Source organism: Microbacterium oleivorans, assembly GCF_001691565.1.
Classification (GTDB): Bacteria; Actinomycetota; Actinomycetes; order Actinomycetales; family Microbacteriaceae; genus Microbacterium; species Microbacterium oleivorans_B.
On record NZ_MAYO01000003.1, the window covers coordinates 412,679 to 431,689 of the forward strand.

Sequence of the window (19,011 nt, forward strand, 5' to 3'; positions counted from 1 at the left end):
GGAACGCGGGTCGGCCTCACTCGCCGAGCATCTCGCGGACCATCGGGATCACGGTGGTGCCGTAAAGCTCGATCGAGCGCATGAGCTTGTCGTGGCCGAGCGTGCCGTTGGCGTATTTGAGGTCGAAGCGCCCCGCACCGAGGGTCGTGATCGTGTCGGCGATCTTGCGCGCCACCGTCTCCGGCGAGCCGGCGTAGATCGATCCGCCGGGACCGACCTCCTGCTGGAAGCGCAGCCGGCTGTAGGGGGGCCAACCGCGGTCGCGGCCGATCGAGTTGTTCTGCGCCTCGAAGCCGGGGTAGGCCTCTTCCCATGCTTGCTCGTCGGTGTCCGCGATGTGGCCGGGAGAGTGGATGCCGATGGGCTGCGCCTGCGACCCGAGCTCACCGATCGCGCGGTGGTAGAGATCGACGTAGGGACGGAACCGAGCGGCGGGGCCCCCGATGATGGCCAGCATCAGACCGTACCCGTAGCGCGCGGTACGGATGACGGACTCCGGTGAGCCGCCGACCCCGACCCAGGCGCGGATGCCGCCCTCGGTCTTGGGGAAGACGTCGGCCTGCGAGAGCGCGGCGCGCGTCGTCCCCTGCCACGTCACGGGCTTCTCGCTGCGCAGCAGCGAGAACAGCTCCAGTCGCTCCTCGAAAAGGGCTTCGTAATCCGACAGGTTGAAGCCGAACAGGGGGAAGGACTCGGTGAACGACCCGCGTCCGAGGATCACCTCTGCGCGCCCGTTCGAGATGGCAGACAGGGTCGCGAAGCGTTCGTAGACCCGAACGGGATCGTCACTGGAGAGGACGGTCACCGCCGTACCGACGCGGATGCGTTCCGTCTTCGCGGCGATGGCGGCGAGGACGATCTCGGGGCTCGAGACGGAGTACTCGGCCCGGTGGTGCTCTCCCACGCCGATGAAGTCGACGCCCACCTGATCGGCGAGGCTCGCCTGTGCGACGAGGTTCCGGATCGCTTGCGCACCCGAGACGCGTTCACCGCTCTCGTCGACGGTGATGTCACCGAAGGTGTCCAGTCCCAGCTCCACTGCGGCCACGTCGGCCCCTTTCATTCATGTGCATAAAGCCTACGTGGGGAGCAACGACGGAGGGCGCCGGGTATTCCCGGCGCCCTCGCCGCTCCCGATCAGCCGTCGCGCAGAGCGGCCCGGAGGGTGTCGAGACCCACGCCGCCCAGACGGAGCGCTCGCATGTGGAACTGCTTGATGTCGAAGTCCGCTCCGCCGCGCTGAGCCGCCTCGTCCCGGATCTGCTCCCAGATCCGCTGGCCCACCTTGTAGGACGGCGCCTGACCGGGCCATCCCAGGTAGCGGTTGACCTCGAACTGGATGAACTCGTCGGACATGTTCACATTGCGGCGCATGAACTCGAGGGCGTAGTTCGCGTCCCAGATCCCGTTGCCGTCGAGACGCGGCTTCCCGAGGTGCACGCCGATGTCGAGGACGACACGCGCCGCCCGCATGCGCTGACCGTCGAGCATCCCGAGCCGGTCGGCCGGGTCGTCGAGGTAGCCGAGTTCCGCCATCAGACGCTCGGCGTACAGCGCCCATCCCTCGGCATGGCCGCTGGAACCGGCGAGCAGACGGCGCCACGAGTTCAGCTCCGCGCGGTTGTACACCGCCTGCGCGATCTGCAGGTGGTGGCCCGGTACACCCTCGTGATAGACCGTCGTGAGCTCGCGCCATGTGTCGAATGTGTCGACGCCCTCGGGGACCGACCACCACATGCGGCCCGGGCGCGAGAAGTCATCCGTCGGGCCGGTGTAGTAGATCCCGCCTTCGTTCGTCGGCGCGATCATGCACTCGAGCCGGCGTATCGGGTCCGGGATGTCGAAGTGGGTGCGTCCGAGCTCCTCGACGGCGCGGTCGCTCGTCTCCTGCATCCACCGCTGCAGGGCATCGGTGCCGCGCAGCTTCCGGTCCTCGTCCTGCTCGAGGAAGGCGACGGCTTCCTCGACGGTCGCGCCGGCCTTGATCTCGTCGGCGATGGACTCCTGCTCCGCCACCATCCGCGAAAGCTCTTCGACACCCCAGTCGTAGGTCTCGTCGAGGTCGATGGTCGCGCCGAGGAACCGGCGCGAGTGGAGCGCGTAGAGCTCCCGTCCCACCGCATCCACCTCGGATGCCGCCGGTGCCAGCTCGTCACGGAGGAACGCGGCCAGCTGGTCGTACGCGACCCGAGCAGCGCCCGCATTGTCGGCGAGCTCGCGAGCGAGCGAGGCCGGCAGGTGGCCGTCTGCGGGGGCAGCGTCGCCCACGAAGCTCGCGAAGAACCCTGAGTCGCTCGTGTAGCGGGCGATCTGCGTCACCACTTCCGTCACCTGACGGCGCGCCGGAACCACACCCTCCGAGATGCCCTGCCGCAGGCTCTCGACATACCCGGCCAGCGCCGTCGGGATCGCCGAGAGGCGCGTCGCCACGACCGACCAGTCGTCGACGGTGGCGGTCGGCATGAGGTCGAACGCCGCGCGGATGTCCTGAGACGGCGAGGCGATCACGTTGATGTCGCGGAGGTGCGACTTCGCCGCGTGCAGGTCGAGCTGCAGCCCGAGCTCCGCCGAGAGGTCCATCTTCGTGACCTCGTCGACGTCATCGACCGCGTCCGCGGCCTGCAGGGCGCGAAGCGTCTCGCGCGCCGCAGCAGCGAGGCGGTCGTGTCCCTCCGGTGAGAAGTCATCGAGACGGCCGTTGTGCTCGGTGCGTCCGATGTAGGTCGCGAGACTCGGTGAGAGCTCTGCCAGCGTGTCCACCCAGCGGTCCGCGATCGTGTCGATCGGAGTGGGCGTGCGTTGTGCGTCGGTCATCCCTCGAGCGTAGAGCGTCGCACCGCCGGACGTCAGTGAGCCGCTTCGTCCCAGTCGGTGCCGCGGCCGATCTGCACGTCGAGCGGGACGGAGAGCTCCGCCGCGTCCCCCATCCGGGCGCGGACGATCTCCTCGACCGCGTCCCACTCCCCCGTCGCCACCTCGACGACGAGTTCGTCGTGGATCTGCAGAAGCACGCGCGACGCCAGACCCTTCTCACGGAGGTCGCTGTGGATCTCGACGAGCGCGATCTTCATGATGTCGGCCGCGCTGCCCTGGATGGGGGCGTTGAGCGCCGCGCGCTCGGCGTTCTCGCGGAGCACCCGGTTCGGGCTCGTCAGGTCGGGGAACGGTCGCCGACGTCCGAAGATCGTCTCGGTGTAGCCGTCGATCCGCGCCTGCTCGACGGACGAGCGCAGATAGTCGCGCACGGAACCGAAGCGGGCGAAGTACTCGAGCATGAGCTGCTTCGCCTCGGACTGCTCGATGCGCAGCTGCTTCGACAGACCGAAGGCACTCAGCCCGTAGACGAGGCCGTACGACATCGCCTTCACCTTCGTGCGCATCGGCGCCGTCACCTCGGCGGGCTCCACACCGAACACACGGGCGCCGACGAAGCGGTGCAGGTCCTCACCCGAGTTGAAGGCCTCGATGAGCCCCGGATCACCCGACAGGTGCGCCATGATGCGCATCTCGATCTGCGAGTAGTCCGCCGTCAGCAGGGTCTCGTAGCCCTCGCCGACTTCGAATGCTTCGCGGATGCGGCGCGACTCCTCGTTGCGGATCGGGATGTTCTGCAGGTTCGGGTCGGTGCTCGAGAGGCGACCCGTCTGACTGCCGGTCTGCACGTAGGTCGTGTGGATACGGCCGTCGTCGGCGATGCCGACCGTCAGCGACTCGATGATCTGGCGGAGCTTCGACGCCTCACGGTGCTGGAGGAGAAGCCCCAGGAACGGATGCGGGTGGGATTCCTGCAGGTCCGCGAGGACGGCGGCATCCGTCGAGTAGCCTGTCTTGGTCTTGCGGGTCTTCGGCAGCTCGAGCTGGTCGAACAGCACCTCCTGCAGCTGCTTCGGCGAACCGAGGTTCACCTCGCGCCCGATGATGCCGTACGCCTCCTGCGCGATCGCGTCGGCGCGGGAGGCGAGCTCACCGGAGAATCCCGTGAGTTTGTCGCGCGAGACCGAAACCCCTGCGAGCTCCATGTCGGCGAGGGCGTCGAGGGACGGGAGCTCGATGTCGGTCAGGACGGCGCCGACGGATGCCGGGAGCTCCGCCCGCTCGGCCTCGGCCACGCGCAGGGCGAACCACGCGAGCTGCCCCGGCGTCGCGCCCTCGGTCTCGGGGACCAGCTGAGACGGGTCGGCTTCGGGCAGCTTCTCGTCGAGGTAGCGGTCGACGAGGTCGGCGAGGGTCTTGTCGGGCAGGCTCGGACGGAGCAGCCAGCCCGCCAGGAGGACGTCGAACGTCAGACCGCTCAGCCGCACCCCGGCGCGGCTGAGGGCCTTCACCTGCGGCTTCGCGTCGGTCATGATCTTCGCGGCGTCGCTCTCGAGCCACGGGGCGAGCGCCGCCCGGGCGCTCCCGTCCCAGTCGACCTCGTGGACGGTGTCCGACGTCGCGACGCCCAGACGCGTCGGGAGACCGCCGGCGACGGTCACCGTCAGTGCCAGTTCGCCGGTCTGCTGCGTCAGCCAGGCGGCCAGGGTCGCGGCATCCGTCTGCTGCGGTTCGGGCGCCGACACCTCGGGAGCGGGCGGCTCATCGGTCGCATCGAACGCCTCGAACACGCGCGGGAGAAGAGTGCGGAACTCCAGGCGCGCGAAGATGTCGCGGACCGCCTGGGTGTCGAGCGGGCGGATGACGAGGTCCTCCGGCGCGTACTCGAGCTCGACGTCGCGGAGCAGCCGGTTGAGCTGGCGATTGCGGCGGACGTCGTCGAGGTGCTCGCGGAGATTGCCCCCCACGACTCCCTTGATCTCGTCGGCGCGCTCGAGGAGGGCGTCGAGGGTCCCGAACTGGGTGATCCACTTGACCGCGGTCTTCTCCCCCACCTTCGGGACACCGGGCAGGTTGTCACTCGTCTCACCCACGAGTGCCGCGATGTCGGGGTAGTTCTCGGGCGGGAGGCCGTACTTCTCGACCACCGCGTCGGGGGTGTACCGCTTGAGCTGCGACACACCCTGGACGCTCGGATAGAGGAGCGTGACGTTCTCGGTCACGAGTTGGATCGTGTCACGGTCGCCGGAACACACGAGCACGTCGTACCCGCTCTCAACGCCCTGCGTCGCGAGGGTCGCGAGGATGTCGTCGGCCTCGAAGTCCTCCTTCGTCAGCACCGGCACACCCATGGCCGCGAGGCAGTCCTGCAGGAGCGGGATCTGACCCTTGAACTCGGCCGGCGACTCGGAGCGGTTCGCCTTGTACTCCTCGTAGACCCTGGTGCGGAACGACTGCCGCGATGTGTCGAAAGCGACGGCCAAATGCGTCGGCTTCTCGGCCTTGACGAGGTTCACGAACATCGACAGGAAGCCGTAGATGCCGTTGGTGTGCTGACCGTCCTTCGTCGAGAAGTTGTCGACCGGCAGGGCGTAGAACGCGCGGTAGGCCAGCGAGTGGCCGTCGACGACGAGCAGAGTAGGCTTTCCGGAGTCGCTCACCCGACCAGCCTAGTTCGGGCCCGCGACATCGACTTCCCGCGGATGCCGGGCCGGCACCCGCCCGACCGCAAGGTGAACCGCCATGTCTGAGCCCACCCCTGCCCCGTCCGACCCGCTCGAGTGGATGACCAGTCGCGGCATGGGAGCGCTGGCCGAGAAGATGGGCATCGAGTTCGTCGAGTTCAGCCTCGAACGTGCCGTGGCGCGGATGCCGGTGGCCGGCAACACGCAGCCGGTGGGACTCCTCCACGGCGGCGCCTACGTGGTCCTCGGCGAATCGCTCGGCTCGATGCACGCCAATCTGCACGCGGGACCCGACCGCCTGGCCGTGGGCATCGACATCAACGCGACCCACACCCGTTCGGCAACCGAGGGCTGGGTGACAGGCGTCTGCACTCCCCTGCACCTGGGCAGGAGTCTCACCGTCCACGAGATCGTTGTGACCGACGATCAGGGTCGGCGCTGTTCGACGGTCCGCATCACCAACATGGTGCGGGACCTGCCGGCATCCTGATCCTCGCTCAGCGCGCGACGGGGAGCTTGAAGCCGACGTGCGAGTCGACGAACCCCAGCCGCGTGTAGAACCGGTGGGCGTCGGTGCGCGCGGCATCCGACGTCAGCTGAACGATGGAGGCTCCGACGGCGGGAGCCGCGACATCCGCGACCCACGTCATCATCGCCGCGCCGATCCCTGCCGATCGCTCCGCGCTGGCGACCCGGACGGCCTCGACGAGGAGTCTCGTGCTGCCGCGACGCGCCATCCCGGGGATCACCGTCAGCTGCATGGTCGCGACCACGCCGTCGTCGCTCTCCACGACCAGCACGTCGTTGCTCTCCGAGTCCAGGATGCGCAGCAGACCTCGGAGGTAGAGGCCCCGGTCGTCTGCGGCCGCCACATCGCCCCGGCCGGCACTGACGGGGTCGTCCGACAGCAGCGCCATGATCGCATCGAGGTCGCCCTGGGTCGCACCGCGCAGCCGCATCGGTCCCCCTCGCGACGAGAGGGCGACGGGAAGATCGAGCTCGTCGATCATGACGGCAGAGTCAGGCCTTCTTGGGGGCCAGCTGCTCGATGATCGCCTTGGCGACGTCCTGCATCGTGAGGCGACGGTCCATCGAGGCCTTCTGGATCCAGCGGAAGGCCTCGGGCTCGGACAGGCCCATCTTCTCGTTGAGCAGGCCCTTGGCCCGGTCGACGAGCTTGCGGGTCTCGAAGCGCTCGACCATGTCGGCGACCTCTGCCTCGAGCGTGATGATCTGCTCGTACCGTGCCAGGGCGATCTCGATCGCCGGCAGCAGGTCGTTCGGGGTGAAGGGCTTGACCACGTAGGCCAGCGCGCCGGCCTCGCTCGCTCGCTCGACGAGCTCCTTCTGGCTGAAAGCGGTGAGGAGGACGACGGGGGCGACGTGGTTCTTGCTGAGCTTCTCGGCAGCACTGATGCCGTCGAGGATCGGCATCTTCACGTCCATGATGACGAGGTCCGGGCGAAGCTCGGTGGCCAGCTGAACGGCTGTCTCACCGTCACCCGCCTCGCCGACCACGTCGAAGCCGCTGTCGCGCAGGATCTCGACGATGTCGAGGCGGATCAGCGACTCATCCTCCGCGACGACGACGCGTCGAGGGGCGGGGGCTGCCGGGGGGGCCGTGGAGGGTTCCTGCTCAGTCACTCGTCCATCCTAGGCCAGGGCGCACCCGCATCCTGCGGTATCGTCGTTGAGGCGCGCGCCGGTGTGGCGGAATGGCAGACGCGACCGACTCAAACTCGGTTGCCCGAAAGGGCGTGTGGGTTCGACTCCCACCACCGGCACCACAGCGAAACGGCGCCCCCGAAGGGGCGCCGTTTCGTGCATCACGGGCGAGGGATCAGCTCTCGGCCTTGTAGATCGGGGCCTTGCCGTGGACGGCGTCGCCGATCTTGTGGATGCGGATGTCGTTGGTCGCTCCGATGATTCCGGGAGGGGACCCGGAGATCACGACGACCTTGTCGCCCTCTTCGAGGAGGCCGCGCGACAGGAAGTAGTCGTCCACCTGGAGGAACATGAGGTCCGTGTGGGCGACGTGCTCGACGAGAGCCGACTGGATGCCCCACGTCATCGCCATACGGCGACGGATCGCCGGCTCGATGGTGAAGGCGAGCATCGGGATGCCGGAGCGCAAGCGCGACATGCGGCGGGCGGTGTCGCCGGACTCGGTGAAGAGGCAGATGTACTTCGCCTCGACGAACTCGGCGACCTCGTTCGCGGCGAGGGTGATGATGCCACCCTGCGTCCGGGGCTTGGCGGTCAGCGGGGGGATGCGCTCGAGACCGTGGGTCTCGGTCGCGTCGATGATGCGGGCCATCGTCTCGACGACACCGACCGGGTGCTTTCCGACGCTCGTCTCGCCCGAGAGCATGACCGCGTCCGCACCGTCGAGGACGGCGTTGGCGACGTCGCTGGTCTCGGCACGGGTGGGGACCGGGTTCTCGATCATCGTCTCGAGCATCTGCGTCGCGACGATGACGGGCTTCGCCATGCGGCGGCAGAGCTCGACGGCGCGCTTCTGGACGATCGGCACGGCCTCGAGCGGAAGCTCGACGCCGAGGTCGCCACGGGCGACCATGATGCCGTCGAAGGCGTCGATGATCTCCTCGAGAGCGTCGACGGCCTGCGGCTTCTCGATCTTGGCGATGACCGGGACCTTGCGGCCCTCCTCCTCCATGATCTCGTGCACCCGGGTCACATCGGCGGCGTTGCGTACGAACGAGAGCGCGATGATGTCGGCCCCGGCGCGCAGCCCCCAGCGGAGGTCGGCCTCGTCCTTGTCGGACAGCGCGGGGACATTCACAGCGACGCCGGGCAGGTTGATGCCCTTGTTGTTGGACACGTAGCCGGCGACGATGACCTCGGTCGTGACGACCGGGCCCTCGACGCCGGTGACCTGGACGCGGACCTTGCCGTCGTCGATCAGGAGGAAGTCACCCTTGTTGACGTCCTCGGGGAGGCCCTTGAACGTCGTGCCGACGATCTCCTTCGTTCCGGCGATGTCTTCGGTCGTGATCTTGAAGACGTCGCCGACGGCGAGGAAGTGCGGACCTTCGGCGAACCGGCCGAGCCGGATCTTCGGTCCCTGCAAATCGACGAGGACGGCGACGGCACGGCCGGCGTCATCCGCCGCCTTGCGCACGTTCGCCAGTCGGGCGTCGTGGTCGGCGTAGTCGCCGTGGCTGAGGTTGAAGCGGGTCACGTCCACACCGGCATCGATGATGGCGCGAACCATCTCGTAGCTTTCGGTGGCAGGACCCAGAGTGGCGACGATCTTCGCGCGTCTCACAGAAATAGCTCCGTCGGGTAGTGATGTGGGAACGATCTCAGCCTAGGCGTGCTGGAGACCGATCGCGACGTCGGTCGGTCGGACCGGCGCCGGGAGGCTGGTCGACCCCATCAGGTACTCGTCGACGGCCGAAGCCGCCGCGCGTCCTTCTGCGATCGCCCAGACGATGAGGGACTGGCCGCGTCCGGCGTCGCCGGCCACGAAGACACCCGGTGCCGTCGCCTGCCAGTCGTCCGCGCGTTCGACGTTGCCCTGAGAGGTGAAGACCGCGCCCAGCTGCTGCTCGAGAGCCGAACGCTCCGGGCCGGTGAAGCCCATCGCGATGAGGACGAGGTCCGCGGGGATCTCGCGCTCGGTCCCGCTCTTGGGGACGCGACGCCCGTCGACGAACTCGGTCTCGGCCACACGCAGGGCGCGCACCTCGCCCGCCTCGTTGCCGAGGAACTCGACGGTCGAGGCCAGGTAGGAACGATCGCCGCCTTCCTCGTGCGCAGACGCCACCTCGAAGAGGGTCGGCATCATGGGCCAGGGCTGGTGGTCGGGACGCGACTCCGGCGGCTGCTTGCCGATCGCCAGGTTGGTGACGCTGAGTGCTCCCTGACGGTGCGCCGTGCCGATGCAGTCCGCGCCCGTGTCCCCGCCGCCGATGACGATGACGTGCTTGCCTTCGGCGTGGATCTGGTGCGGCACCTGGTCGCCGGCGACGGCCTTGTTCGACTCGACGAGGTACTCCATCGCGAAGTGGACGCCGTCGAGGTCGCGCCCGGGGATCGACAGATCGCGCGGCACGGTCGAACCGGTGGCGACGATCACCGCATCGTAGCGGGCACGGAGGTCGGCCCAGGACAGGTCCTTGCCGATCTCGACACCGGCCCGGAACCGCGTGCCCTCGTCGCGCATCTGACGCAGTCGGGTCTCGAGGTGGCGCTTCTCCATCTTGAAGTCCGGGATGCCGTAGCGCAGCAGGCCGCCGATGCGATCGTCGCGCTCGTACACGGCGACGGTGTGCCCCGCGCGGGTGAGTTGCTGAGCCGCGGCGAGGCCCGCAGGCCCTGAGCCGACCACAGCGACGGTCTTGCCCGTGAGACGTCCGGGCGGCTCCGCCTCGACCCAGCCGTGGGCGAAGGCCTCGTCGATCGTGGAGACCTCGATCTGCTTGATCGTGACGGCCGGCTGGTTGATGCCGAGCACGCACGAGCTCTCGCAGGGTGCGGGGCAGAGTCGGCCCGTGAACTCCGGGAAGTTGTTCGTCGCGTGGAGCCGTTCGATGGCCGCGCGGCCTTCGCCGCGCCAGGTCAGGTCGTTCCACTCCGGGATCAGGTTGCCGAGCGGGCAGCCCTGGTGGCAGAACGGCACGCCGCAGTCCATGCATCGACCGGCCTGGCGACGCAGCACGGCCTGGTCGCCCTGCTCGTACACCTCTTTCCAGTCCATGATGCGAACGGGAACGGGCCGGCGCGGCGGGAGCTCGCGCTCGGTGACTTTGAGGAAGCCCTTCGGGTCAGCCACGGGTCACCTCCAGGATGCGGTTCCAGACGACGTCGCCGTCGGGGTCCAGCCCCTCGGCGGCCGCCTCCTGGCGGGTTTTCAGGACAGCGGCGTAATCGCGCGGCAGGACGCGGGTGAAGTTCGCGGCCTCGCTGTCGAGGTTCGCGAGCAAACCCTCGGCCAGGTCCGAGCCGGTCTCTTCGGCATGACGGGTGAGGAGGTCCCGCAGGATCTCGATGTCGCCGGCGCCGAGCTCCAGGAGCTCGAGTTCGCCGGTGGCGAGGGCTTCGCGGTTGATGAGCGCCCGGTCGAGCTTGTAGATGTACGCCGACCCGCCGGACATCCCGGCGCCGAGATTGCGTCCTGTCGATCCGAGGATGACGGCGAGGCCACCGGTCATGTACTCGAGGGCGTGATCGCCCACCCCTTCGACGACCGCGGTCGCGCCGGAGTTGCGCACGAGGAAGCGTTCGCCGACGACGCCGCGCAGGAACATCGATCCCTGCGTCGCCCCGTACCCGATGACGTTCCCGGCGATGACGTTCTGTGAGGCGTCGAAGGCGGCGTCACGCGGAGGCCGGACGACGATCTCGCCGCCCGACAGCCCCTTGCCGACGTAGTCGTTCGAGTCGCCTTCGAGACGCAGGGTGATCCCCGACGGGAGGAACGCGCCGAAGGACTGTCCCGCCGATCCGGTGAGGTTCACCTCGATCGTCCCCGACGGCAGGCCGTTCTCGCCGTGTGCCTTCGTGACGTGGTGGCCGAGCATCGTCCCGACGGCGCGCTCCGTGTTGCGCACCGGCAGATCGATCACCAGGTGCCCCCCGTGCTCGATGACGTCGCGCGCCCGGTCGAGCAGGGTGACGTCGAAGTGCTCCTCCAGCTCGTGGTCCTGCTCGCGCACGCGGTGGCGCGGCGCGTCCTCGCCGAATGCCGGTCCGTGGAGGATCGGCGACAGGTCGAGACCGTAGGCCTTCCAGTGATCGACGGCAGGCTGCACATCCAGGACCTCGGTGTGTCCGACGGCCTCCTCGATGGAACGGAACCCGAGCTCGGCCAGATACTCCCGAACCTCCTGGGCGATGAACTCCATGAAGTTCACGACGTGCTCGGCCTTGCCCGTGAAGCGCTTACGGAGTTCCGGGTTCTGAGTCGCGACACCGACGGGGCACGTGTCGAGGTGGCACACGCGCATCATGATGCAGCCTTCGACGACGAGCGCGCTCGTCGCGAAGCCGAATTCCTCCGCGCCCAGGAGCGCGGCGATGAGGACGTCACGGCCCGTCTTCAACTGGCCGTCGGCCTGAACGACCACACGACCGCGCATGTCGTTGATCATGAGCGTCTGCTGCGTCTCCGCGAGACCCAGCTCCCACGGGGTGCCCGCGTGCTTCAGCGAGTTCAGCGGGCTGGCACCCGTTCCACCGTCGTGACCCGAAACGAGGATGACGTCGGCGAGGGCCTTGGCGGTTCCTGCCGCCACCGCTCCGATGCCGGACTGGCTGACGAGCTTCACGTGGACGCGAGCGGACGGATTGGCCCGCTTGACGTCGAAGATCAGCTGCTTCAGGTCCTCGATCGAGTAGATGTCGTGGTGCGGCGGCGGCGAGATGAGCCCGACCCCGGGTGTGCCGCCGCGGGTGCGCGCGATCCAGGGATACACCTTGCCAGGGGGCAGCTGGCCGCCCTCGCCGGGCTTGGCGCCCTGAGCGAGCTTGATCTGGATGTCGTCGGCATGCGTGAGGTACATGCTCGTGACGCCGAAACGACCCGACGCCACCTGCTTGATCGCGCTCCGACGCTCAGGGTCGAGGAGTCGGTCGACGTCCTCGCCGCCCTCCCCCGTGTTCGACTTCGCGCCGAGCCGGTTCATGGCGACCGCGAGGGTCTCGTGCGCCTCCTGAGAGATCGAGCCGTAGCTCATCGCGCCGGTCGAGAAACGCTTGACGATCGAGGACACCGGCTCGACCTCGTCGATCGGAACCGCCGGCCGTGTGCCGTTCTTGAGTCGGAAGAGTCCCCGGAGCGTCTTCAGTTCGCTCGCCTGCTCGTCGATCAACTGCGTGTACTCGCGGAAGATGTCGTAGCGACGGGTCCGGGTCGCGTGCTGAAGTCGGAAGACCGTGTCGGGATTGAAAAGGTGCGGCGACCCGTCGCGGCGCCACTGGTACTCGCCGCCCGTCCACAGCCGCTCGTGTGCACGCGCCGCCTGGTCGGCGGGGTAGGCGAACTCATGACGTGCCAGGTTCTCGCGCGAGATCTCCTCGATCCCGATGCCGCCGAGTTTGGTCTCCGTACCGGTGAAGTAGGTGTCGATGAACTCCTGTGACAGGCCCACAGCCTCGAAGACCTGCGCTCCGGCGTAGGACGACACGGTCGAGATGCCCATCTTCGACATGATCTTCAGCACGCCCTTGCCCAGCGCGTAGATCAGGTTCCGGACGGCCTTCGCGGGCTCGAGGCCCGTGATGTAGCCCGCGCGCACCAGGTACTCGACGGTCTCCATCGCGAGGTACGGGTTCACCGCCGACGCGCCGTACCCGATGAGGGTCGCGACGTGATGGACCTCACGCACGTCACCCGCCTCGACGACGAGACCCACCTTCATGCGGTTCTCGTTGCGGATGAGGTGGTGGTGCACGGCGGACAGCGTCAGCAGAGACGGAATCGGCACGAGGTCCGATGTCGAGTCGCGGTCGCTCAGGATGATGAACTCGACGCCGTCGGCGATGGCGGCATCCACTTCTGCGCAGATCTCGTCGAGCCGCGATCGGAGCGAATCCGCATCGGCGTCGGCGCGGTAGAGACCCCGGATGGTGATCGAGCGGCGACCCGGCAGGGCACGGTCGATGTTCTGCAGCTTCGCGAGCTCGTCGTTGTCGATCACCGGGAAGTCGAGGGTGATGACGCGAGTGTGATCCGGGCCGGATGCCAGGAGGTTCCGCTCGGGACCGAGCCCGAGGCCGAGCGAGGTGACCACCTCCTCGCGGATCGAGTCCAGCGGCGGGTTCGTGACTTGCGCGAACTGCTGCACGAAGTAGTCGAACAGCAGACGCGGACGCTCGCTCAAGACGGCGATCGGCGTGTCGGATCCCATCGCTCCGAGGGGCTCGGCTCCCGTCTGACCCATCGGGGTCAGCAGAATGCGCACCTCTTCCTCGGTGTAGCCGAAGGTGCGCTGACGACGCGTGATCGACGCGATCGGGTGCACGATGTGCTCGCGCTCGGGCAGGTCCTTCAGACGCACGCGGCCCTCGTCGAGCCACTCCTGCCACGGATGCAGGGCAGCGAGGTCGCGCTTGATCTCCTCGTCTTCGACGATGCGCCCCCGCGCCGTGTCGACGACGAACATGCGTCCCGGCCGGAGCCGGCCACGGCGCTTGATCCGCTCGGGAGCGAAGTCGAGGACACCGGTCTCACTGCCGATGACGACGAGGCCGTCGGTCGTCTCGGTCCAGCGACCGGGTCGCAGGCCGTTGCGGTCGAGGGTCGCACCCACGAGCGAGCCGTCGGTGAAGATCAGGGCCGCGGGGCCATCCCACTGCTCCATCTGCATGGAGTGGTAGTCGTAGAAGGCACGCAGATCATCGGGGATGTCGGCCTGCTTCTCGTGCGCCTCGGGGACCATCATCATGATCGCGTGCGGCAGGCTCCGTCCCGTGAGCGTGAGGAGTTCGAGGACTTCATCGAACGATGCCGAGTCGCTCTGACCGGGGCTGCAGATCGGCAGCAGCGGCGAGATGTCTCCGAGCAGCTCGGACTCGAGCTGGGACTGACGCGCACGCATCCAGTTGCGGTTGCCGTTGACGGTGTTGATCTCGCCGTTGTGGGCCAGCATCCGCAGCGGCTGGGCGAGCGGCCACGACGGGAAGGTGTTCGTCGAGTACCGCGAGTGCACGACGGCGAGCTCCGTGGCGAAACGCTCGTCCTGCAGGTCCGGGTAGAAGGGCTCCAGCTGAAGGGTCGTCACCATGCCCTTGTAGCCGAGCGTGCGACTGGACAGCGACACGAAGTACGCGTCGAGCTCGTGCTGCGCCCGCTTGCGCAGCCGGTACGTGCGACGGTCGAGCGCGATCCCCGACAGCGCCGGCGCATCGCCGACCGCGGGCCGGGACACGAAGAGCTGTTCGAAGACCGGCCGCGCGTTGAACGCGAGCTTGCCGAGGTTCTCATCCGCCGTCGGCACCACGCGCCAGCCGAGGACCGTCAGGCCCTCGCTTGCAGCGATGTCCTCGACGGCGGCCTTCTGCGCGACGCGCTCGTCATGATCCGTGGGCAGGAACGCCAGACCGGCGGCGTACTCGCCGACCGCGGGCAGGTCGAAACCGACGACTGCGCGCAGGAAGGCGTCGGGCATCTGAGTCAGGATGCCCGCACCGTCACCGGTTCCGGCATCCGATCCGATGGCGCCGCGGTGCTCGAGGTTGCGGAGCGCGGTCAGCGCGAGGTCCACGATGTCGTGGCCCGCCTCGCCGCGCAGCGTCGCGACCATCGCGAGACCACAGGCGTCCTTCTCGAACGCCGGGTTGTACATCCCCTGCTTCGCAGGGAACGAACCACCGGTGATGGTCCCGGCCGGCCGGGTCGTGGTGTCTTCGTGACGGGAGCTCGAGGGCATGCCTACCGTCCTCACATGGGTGCTCAACCTGGGACGACGTCGGCCCTGCGGTGCTATCGGGTGGTGAGGGAGCTTGTGGCCCCACCGGAGGATTCTTCGGACGCGGGGGGTGCGCTCACGTCCACGAAGTCATCGGTTCCCTGTGAGTGTACCTCGCCCGGAGGGGTCCACTCGCGACCGGGCTGGTACGGCGACGGCTCGAAGCCCGGGTGGCGCCGCTTCTGGACGATCATGATGGCCAGACCGACGACGACACCGAGGATCGCGGCCCACACGTTGGTGCGGAGCCCCAGGAACACCTCGCTCGGATCGATGCGGATGGACTCCCAGACGACGCGCCCGGCCGAGTACCACACCAGGTACAGGCCGAAGAGGCGACCCCACTGCATCCGGAACCGGCGACCGGCCGCGGCGATGATGATGACGCCCATGACGTTCCAGATGACCTCGTAGAGGAAGGTCGGGTGGAACAGCGTTCCCTCGGGGAGGCCCGCGGGCCATGCCGAGTTCGGGTAGCTGATCTCGAGGCCCCACGGCAGGTCGGTGGGAAGGCCGTACAGCTCCTGGTTGAACCAGTTGCCGAAGCGTCCGAACGCCTGCGCGAGCAGGAGCGCCGGCGCGAGTGCGTCGGCGAAGCTCCAGAAGCGGATGCCGCTCCACTTGCAGCCGAGCCACGCGCCGATGGCGCCGCCGATGAGGGCGCCGAAGATCGCGATGCCGCCCTCCCAGATCCGGAAGATCGCCCAGATGTCCTTGTCCTCGCCGAAGTAGAAGCCCGGGTGGGTCAGGACGTGGAAGATGCGGGCGCCGATGATGGCCAACGGAACGGCGATGAGGCAGATGTCGATGACGACCCACGGCTCCGCGCCGCGCTTCGTGAGGCGGTGGTTGGTCCAGAACGTCGCGACCACGATGCCCGCCAGGATGCAGAGGGCGTAGAAGTGGATCGTCAGCGGGCCGAGCGGGAACGAACTGATCGGCGGGCTGGGAATGCTCGCGACGACGGAGAGGGCTGCAGAAGTCACGACGGCGAGTCTACGCGGTGACGGCGTGCGGTCCTGCGCCCTGCGACAGCTCGCGCGCCGTCGCCGCGAGCCCGTCGACCCCGCCGTCGCGCAGCGCGCGGACGAGAGCGGTCCCGACGATCGCACCGTCGGCGTAGTCGAGCACACCGTCGACCTGGTCGGCAGTGGAGATGCCGATCCCGACGCACGCGTTCTCGACCCCGTGGGCGCGGAGGCGTTCCACGAGGGCGCGCGCCGCGGCATCCAACTCCGCCCGCTCCCCCGTGATACCCATCGTCGAGACGGTGTAGACGAAGCCGGTGGAATGCTCCGCGATCATCCTGAGTCGCTCCTCGGTCGAGGAGGGTGCTGCCAGGAAGATGCGGTCGAGGCCCGTCCGCTCCGACGCGGCGATCCAGTCGGCGGCCGCATCGGGGGTGATGTCGGGCGTGATGAGTCCGGCACCGCCCGCGGCGGCCAGGTCGTCGGCGAAGCGGTCGACGCCGTATTGGAACACCGGGTTCCAGTAGGTCATGACGACGATGGGAACGTCCACGCGTTCGGCGATGGCGCGGACGGCCGTGAAGGTGTCGCGGAAGCGGAACCCGGCCGCGAGGGCGGCCTGCGTCGCCTCTTGGATGATGACGCCGTCCATGACCGGGTCCGAGTAGGGCGGTCCGAGCTCGAGGATGTCGGCGCCGTTCTCGGCGAGAGCGACCGCGGCGTCCACGCTGGTCTGCAGGTCGGGGTAGCCGATCGGCAGGTAGCCGACGAACGCCCCTCGTCCCGCATCCTTCGCGGCGGAGATCGCCGCCGCGACGCGCGACGTCACAGCTCGACCCCTTCGCCGCTACCGTGCTCGGGGTCGGCGGGGACCTCGACGGGCTCCTTGTCGGCGTCGTACAGTTCGAACCACCGCGCGGCGGTGTCCATGTCCTTGTCGCCACGGCCCGAGAGGTTGATGGCGATCACACCGTCCGGGCCCAGTTCGCGTCCGATCCGCAGCGCACCGGCGAGAGCGTGCGCGGACTCGATGGCGGGGATGATCCCCTCGGTCCGGCTCAGGAGGCGAAGGGCCTCCATGGCCTCGGTGTCGGTGGCGGGGATGTACTGCGCGCGCCCGATGCTGGCCAACCAGGCGTGCTCGGGGCCCACGCCCGGGTAGTCGAGACCCGCGGAGATGGAGTGCGACTCGGTCGTCTGGCCGTCCTCGTCCTGCAGGACGAACGTCTTCGCGCCGTGCAGGATACCGGGACGACCTCGTTCGATGGATGCCGCATGCTTCGGCGTGTCGACGCCGTCGCCGGCTGCTTCGACGCCGTAGAGGGCGACACCCTCGTCGTCGAGGAACGCGTCGAACATGCCGATCGCGTTCGACCCCCCACCGACGCACGCGACGACCGCGTCGGGGAGTCGGCCGATCTCGTCGAGGAGCTGCTGACGCGCTTCCTCGCTGATGATCTTCTGGAAGTCGCGCACCATGGCGGGGAACGGGTGGGGCCCAGCGGCGGTGCCGAAGATGTAGTTGGTCGTGTCGACCGAGGCGACCCAGTCGCGGTACGCCTCGTTGATCGCATCCTTGAGCGTGCGCGAGCCCGTCGTGACGGGGATGACCTCGGCGCCGAGCAGGCGCATGCGGGCGACGTTGAGAGCCTGCCGCTCGGTGTCGACCTCGCCCATGTAGATCGTGCACTCGAACCCGAACAGAGCCGCCGCGGTCGCCGTGGCGACGCCGTGCTGACCCGCGCCGGTTTCGGCGATCACGCGCTTCTTGCCGAGACGCTTCGTGATGAGCGCCTGGCCGATGACGTTGTTGATCTTGTGCGAACCCGTGTGATTAAGGTCCTCGCGCTTGAGGAACACCCTCGCGCCGCCGGCGTGCTCCGCGAACCGGGGCACCTCGGTGAGGGCGGAAGGGCGCCCGGCGTACACGTTCAGCAGGCGGGAGAACTCCGCGGCGAACTCGGGGTCCGCCTTGGCATCCTCGTACACGGCCGTCAGTTCGTCGATCGCGGCGATGAGGGACTCGGGCATGTACCGCCCCCCGAACTCGCCGAAGAAGGGACCCGCAGCTGCGCGAAGACTCATGAACCTGCCTCCAGGAAGGCGGCGAGCGTCGACACGGGGTCGTTCGTGACGAGCGCTTCGCCGATCAGGACGACGTCGGCTCCCGCGGCACGGTAGTGCGCGACGTCGGCGGGTGCGAGGACCGCGGACTCGGCGATCTTGATCACACCCTCGGGGATGTCGGACGCGAGTCTGCCGAACAGATCTCGGTCGAGCTCGAACGTGGAGAGGTTGCGGGCGTTGACTCCGAGCAGGCGCGCGCCGATGTCGTTCGCCCGGGCCAACTCCTCCGCCGAGTGCGTCTCGACGAGAGGCGTCATGCCGAGATCGATGATGAGTGCGTAGAGCTCGGCGAGGACCTTCTGCTCCAGGCCCGCGACGATGAGGAGCACGAGATCTGCACCGGCGGCCCGAGCCTCGAACACCTGGTAGGGCGTCGAGACGAAGTCCTTGCGGAGGACGGGAAGGGTGACCGCTGCACGAACGGCTTCGAGATCGGCGAGCGAACCCTTGAACTTGCGCCCCTCGGTGAGGACCGAGATCGCGGACGCCCCGCCCACTTCATACCGGCGCGCTTGGAGCGCAGGGTCGGGGATATCGGCGAGATCGCCTCGAGAGGGGCTCGCGCGCTTCACCTCGGCGATGATCTTGACGCGGTCTGCGGGCGCGAGAGCAGCGAGGGCGTCGATCGCGGCAGGCTGCGCGAGGGCGAGCTTCTCGACGACCGCCAGGGGTCGGACCGATTCCCGCTCCCGTGCATCCTCCACCGCGCCGGCCATCAGGTCGGCGAGCACGTCAGTGCTGCTTCGTGACGGTCTTCGAGCCACCGACGCCGTAGCCGGCCTTGGTCATGATGTAGCCGACGATCAGGCCGATGACCAGGAGCACGACGGAGAGCCAGACCATGAGCGGCATGTCAAGGAAGAAGAAGACGGTGCCGATCGTCACAGCGACGAGCATGATGATGACCGTCGTCCATGCCGCCGGGGAGTGTCCGTGGCCGGGGTCCTCGATGCCGCTCATAGTTCTCCTTCGATGCGAAGCATG

At 68.3% G+C, this 19,011-nt stretch carries 14 protein-coding genes and 1 tRNA gene; 2 read left to right on the forward strand and 13 right to left on the reverse strand.

Going from position 1 to position 19,011, the window contains the following annotated elements; all coding sequences use genetic code 11:
- Nucleotides 1-16: 16 nt before the first annotated feature.
- The 3 genes from BBA86_RS04765 to polA all read right to left on the reverse strand — a co-directional run bounded on the left by BBA86_RS04765 (nt 17) and on the right by polA (nt 5,474).
- Nucleotides 17-1,063, reverse strand: a complete 1,047-nt coding sequence (locus tag BBA86_RS04765; protein ID WP_189318422.1) for an LLM class flavin-dependent oxidoreductase — start codon at nt 1,061-1,063, stop codon at nt 17-19.
- A 74-nt stretch (nt 1,064-1,137) separates the two neighbouring features.
- Nucleotides 1,138-2,814: a DUF885 domain-containing protein gene (locus BBA86_RS04770; protein ID WP_065570524.1), complete on the reverse strand. Its 1,677-nt coding sequence runs from the start codon at nt 2,812-2,814 to the stop codon at nt 1,138-1,140.
- Between the two features lie 32 nt (nt 2,815-2,846).
- Complete coding sequence (polA, locus tag BBA86_RS04775; protein ID WP_065570525.1) at nt 2,847-5,474, reverse strand: DNA polymerase I; 2,628 nt, start codon at nt 5,472-5,474, stop codon at nt 2,847-2,849.
- Nucleotides 5,475-5,556: 82 nt separating this feature from the next.
- Here polA and BBA86_RS04780 point away from each other — a divergent pair, with 82 nt between their 5' ends.
- A complete protein-coding gene (locus BBA86_RS04780; protein ID WP_065570526.1) occupies nt 5,557-5,988 on the forward strand; it encodes a PaaI family thioesterase in 432 nt (143 codons plus the stop codon).
- A 7-nt stretch (nt 5,989-5,995) separates the two neighbouring features.
- Here the strand turns inward: BBA86_RS04780 and BBA86_RS04785 are convergent, their stop codons facing one another.
- Entirely contained in the window at nt 5,996-6,508 is a 513-nt protein-coding gene (locus BBA86_RS04785) for a GNAT family N-acetyltransferase (RefSeq protein WP_065570527.1), read from the reverse strand.
- A 10-nt stretch (nt 6,509-6,518) separates the two neighbouring features.
- Nucleotides 6,519-7,142 carry an ANTAR domain-containing response regulator gene (locus BBA86_RS04790; protein WP_065570528.1) on the reverse strand — a complete coding sequence of 208 codons (624 nt, stop codon included), beginning with the start codon at nt 7,140-7,142 and terminating at the stop codon, nt 6,519-6,521.
- Between the two features lie 57 nt (nt 7,143-7,199).
- Here BBA86_RS04790 and BBA86_RS04795 point away from each other — a divergent pair.
- Nucleotides 7,200-7,285: transfer RNA gene (locus BBA86_RS04795), tRNA-Leu, on the forward strand.
- Between the two features lie 53 nt (nt 7,286-7,338).
- Here the strand turns inward: BBA86_RS04795 and pyk are convergent.
- The 8 genes from pyk to BBA86_RS04835 are packed head-to-tail and all read right to left on the reverse strand — an operon-like array spanning nt 7,339 to nt 18,987.
- The gene (gene pyk, locus BBA86_RS04800) at nt 7,339-8,787 is read right to left on the reverse strand and encodes a pyruvate kinase (protein WP_065570529.1); all 1,449 of its coding nucleotides are present in this window, start codon (nt 8,785-8,787) and stop codon (nt 7,339-7,341) included.
- 42 nt (nt 8,788-8,829) lie between these two features.
- A complete protein-coding gene (locus BBA86_RS04805; protein ID WP_065570530.1) occupies nt 8,830-10,296 on the reverse strand; it encodes a glutamate synthase subunit beta in 1,467 nt (488 codons plus the stop codon).
- Nucleotides 10,289-14,893 (reverse strand): glutamate synthase large subunit, encoded by a 4,605-nt coding sequence (gltB, locus tag BBA86_RS04810; protein WP_065570531.1) that lies wholly within the window; start codon nt 14,891-14,893, stop codon nt 10,289-10,291. The genes BBA86_RS04805 and gltB overlap by 8 nt, the downstream gene beginning before the upstream one ends.
- Nucleotides 14,894-14,946: 53 nt before the next feature.
- Nucleotides 14,947-15,918 carry a prolipoprotein diacylglyceryl transferase gene (gene lgt, locus BBA86_RS04815; RefSeq protein ID WP_065570532.1) on the reverse strand — a complete coding sequence of 324 codons (972 nt, stop codon included), beginning with the start codon at nt 15,916-15,918 and terminating at the stop codon, nt 14,947-14,949.
- A gap of 10 nt (nt 15,919-15,928) precedes the next feature.
- On the reverse strand, nt 15,929-16,729 hold the full coding sequence (trpA, locus tag BBA86_RS04820; RefSeq protein WP_065570533.1) for a tryptophan synthase subunit alpha: 801 nt from the start codon (nt 16,727-16,729) through the stop codon (nt 15,929-15,931).
- Nucleotides 16,726-17,985 carry a tryptophan synthase subunit beta gene (gene trpB, locus BBA86_RS04825; protein ID WP_065570534.1) on the reverse strand — a complete coding sequence of 420 codons (1,260 nt, stop codon included), beginning with the start codon at nt 17,983-17,985 and terminating at the stop codon, nt 16,726-16,728. The genes trpA and trpB overlap by 4 nt, the downstream gene beginning before the upstream one ends.
- Complete coding sequence (gene trpC, locus BBA86_RS04830; RefSeq protein ID WP_065570535.1) at nt 17,982-18,758, reverse strand: indole-3-glycerol phosphate synthase TrpC; 777 nt, start codon at nt 18,756-18,758, stop codon at nt 17,982-17,984. Before trpC ends, trpB begins: the two co-directional genes overlap by 4 nt.
- Before the next feature lies 1 nt (nt 18,759).
- Nucleotides 18,760-18,987, reverse strand: a complete 228-nt coding sequence (locus BBA86_RS04835; protein WP_065570536.1) for a DUF6704 family protein — start codon at nt 18,985-18,987, stop codon at nt 18,760-18,762.
- Nucleotides 18,988-19,011 lie beyond the last annotated feature (24 nt).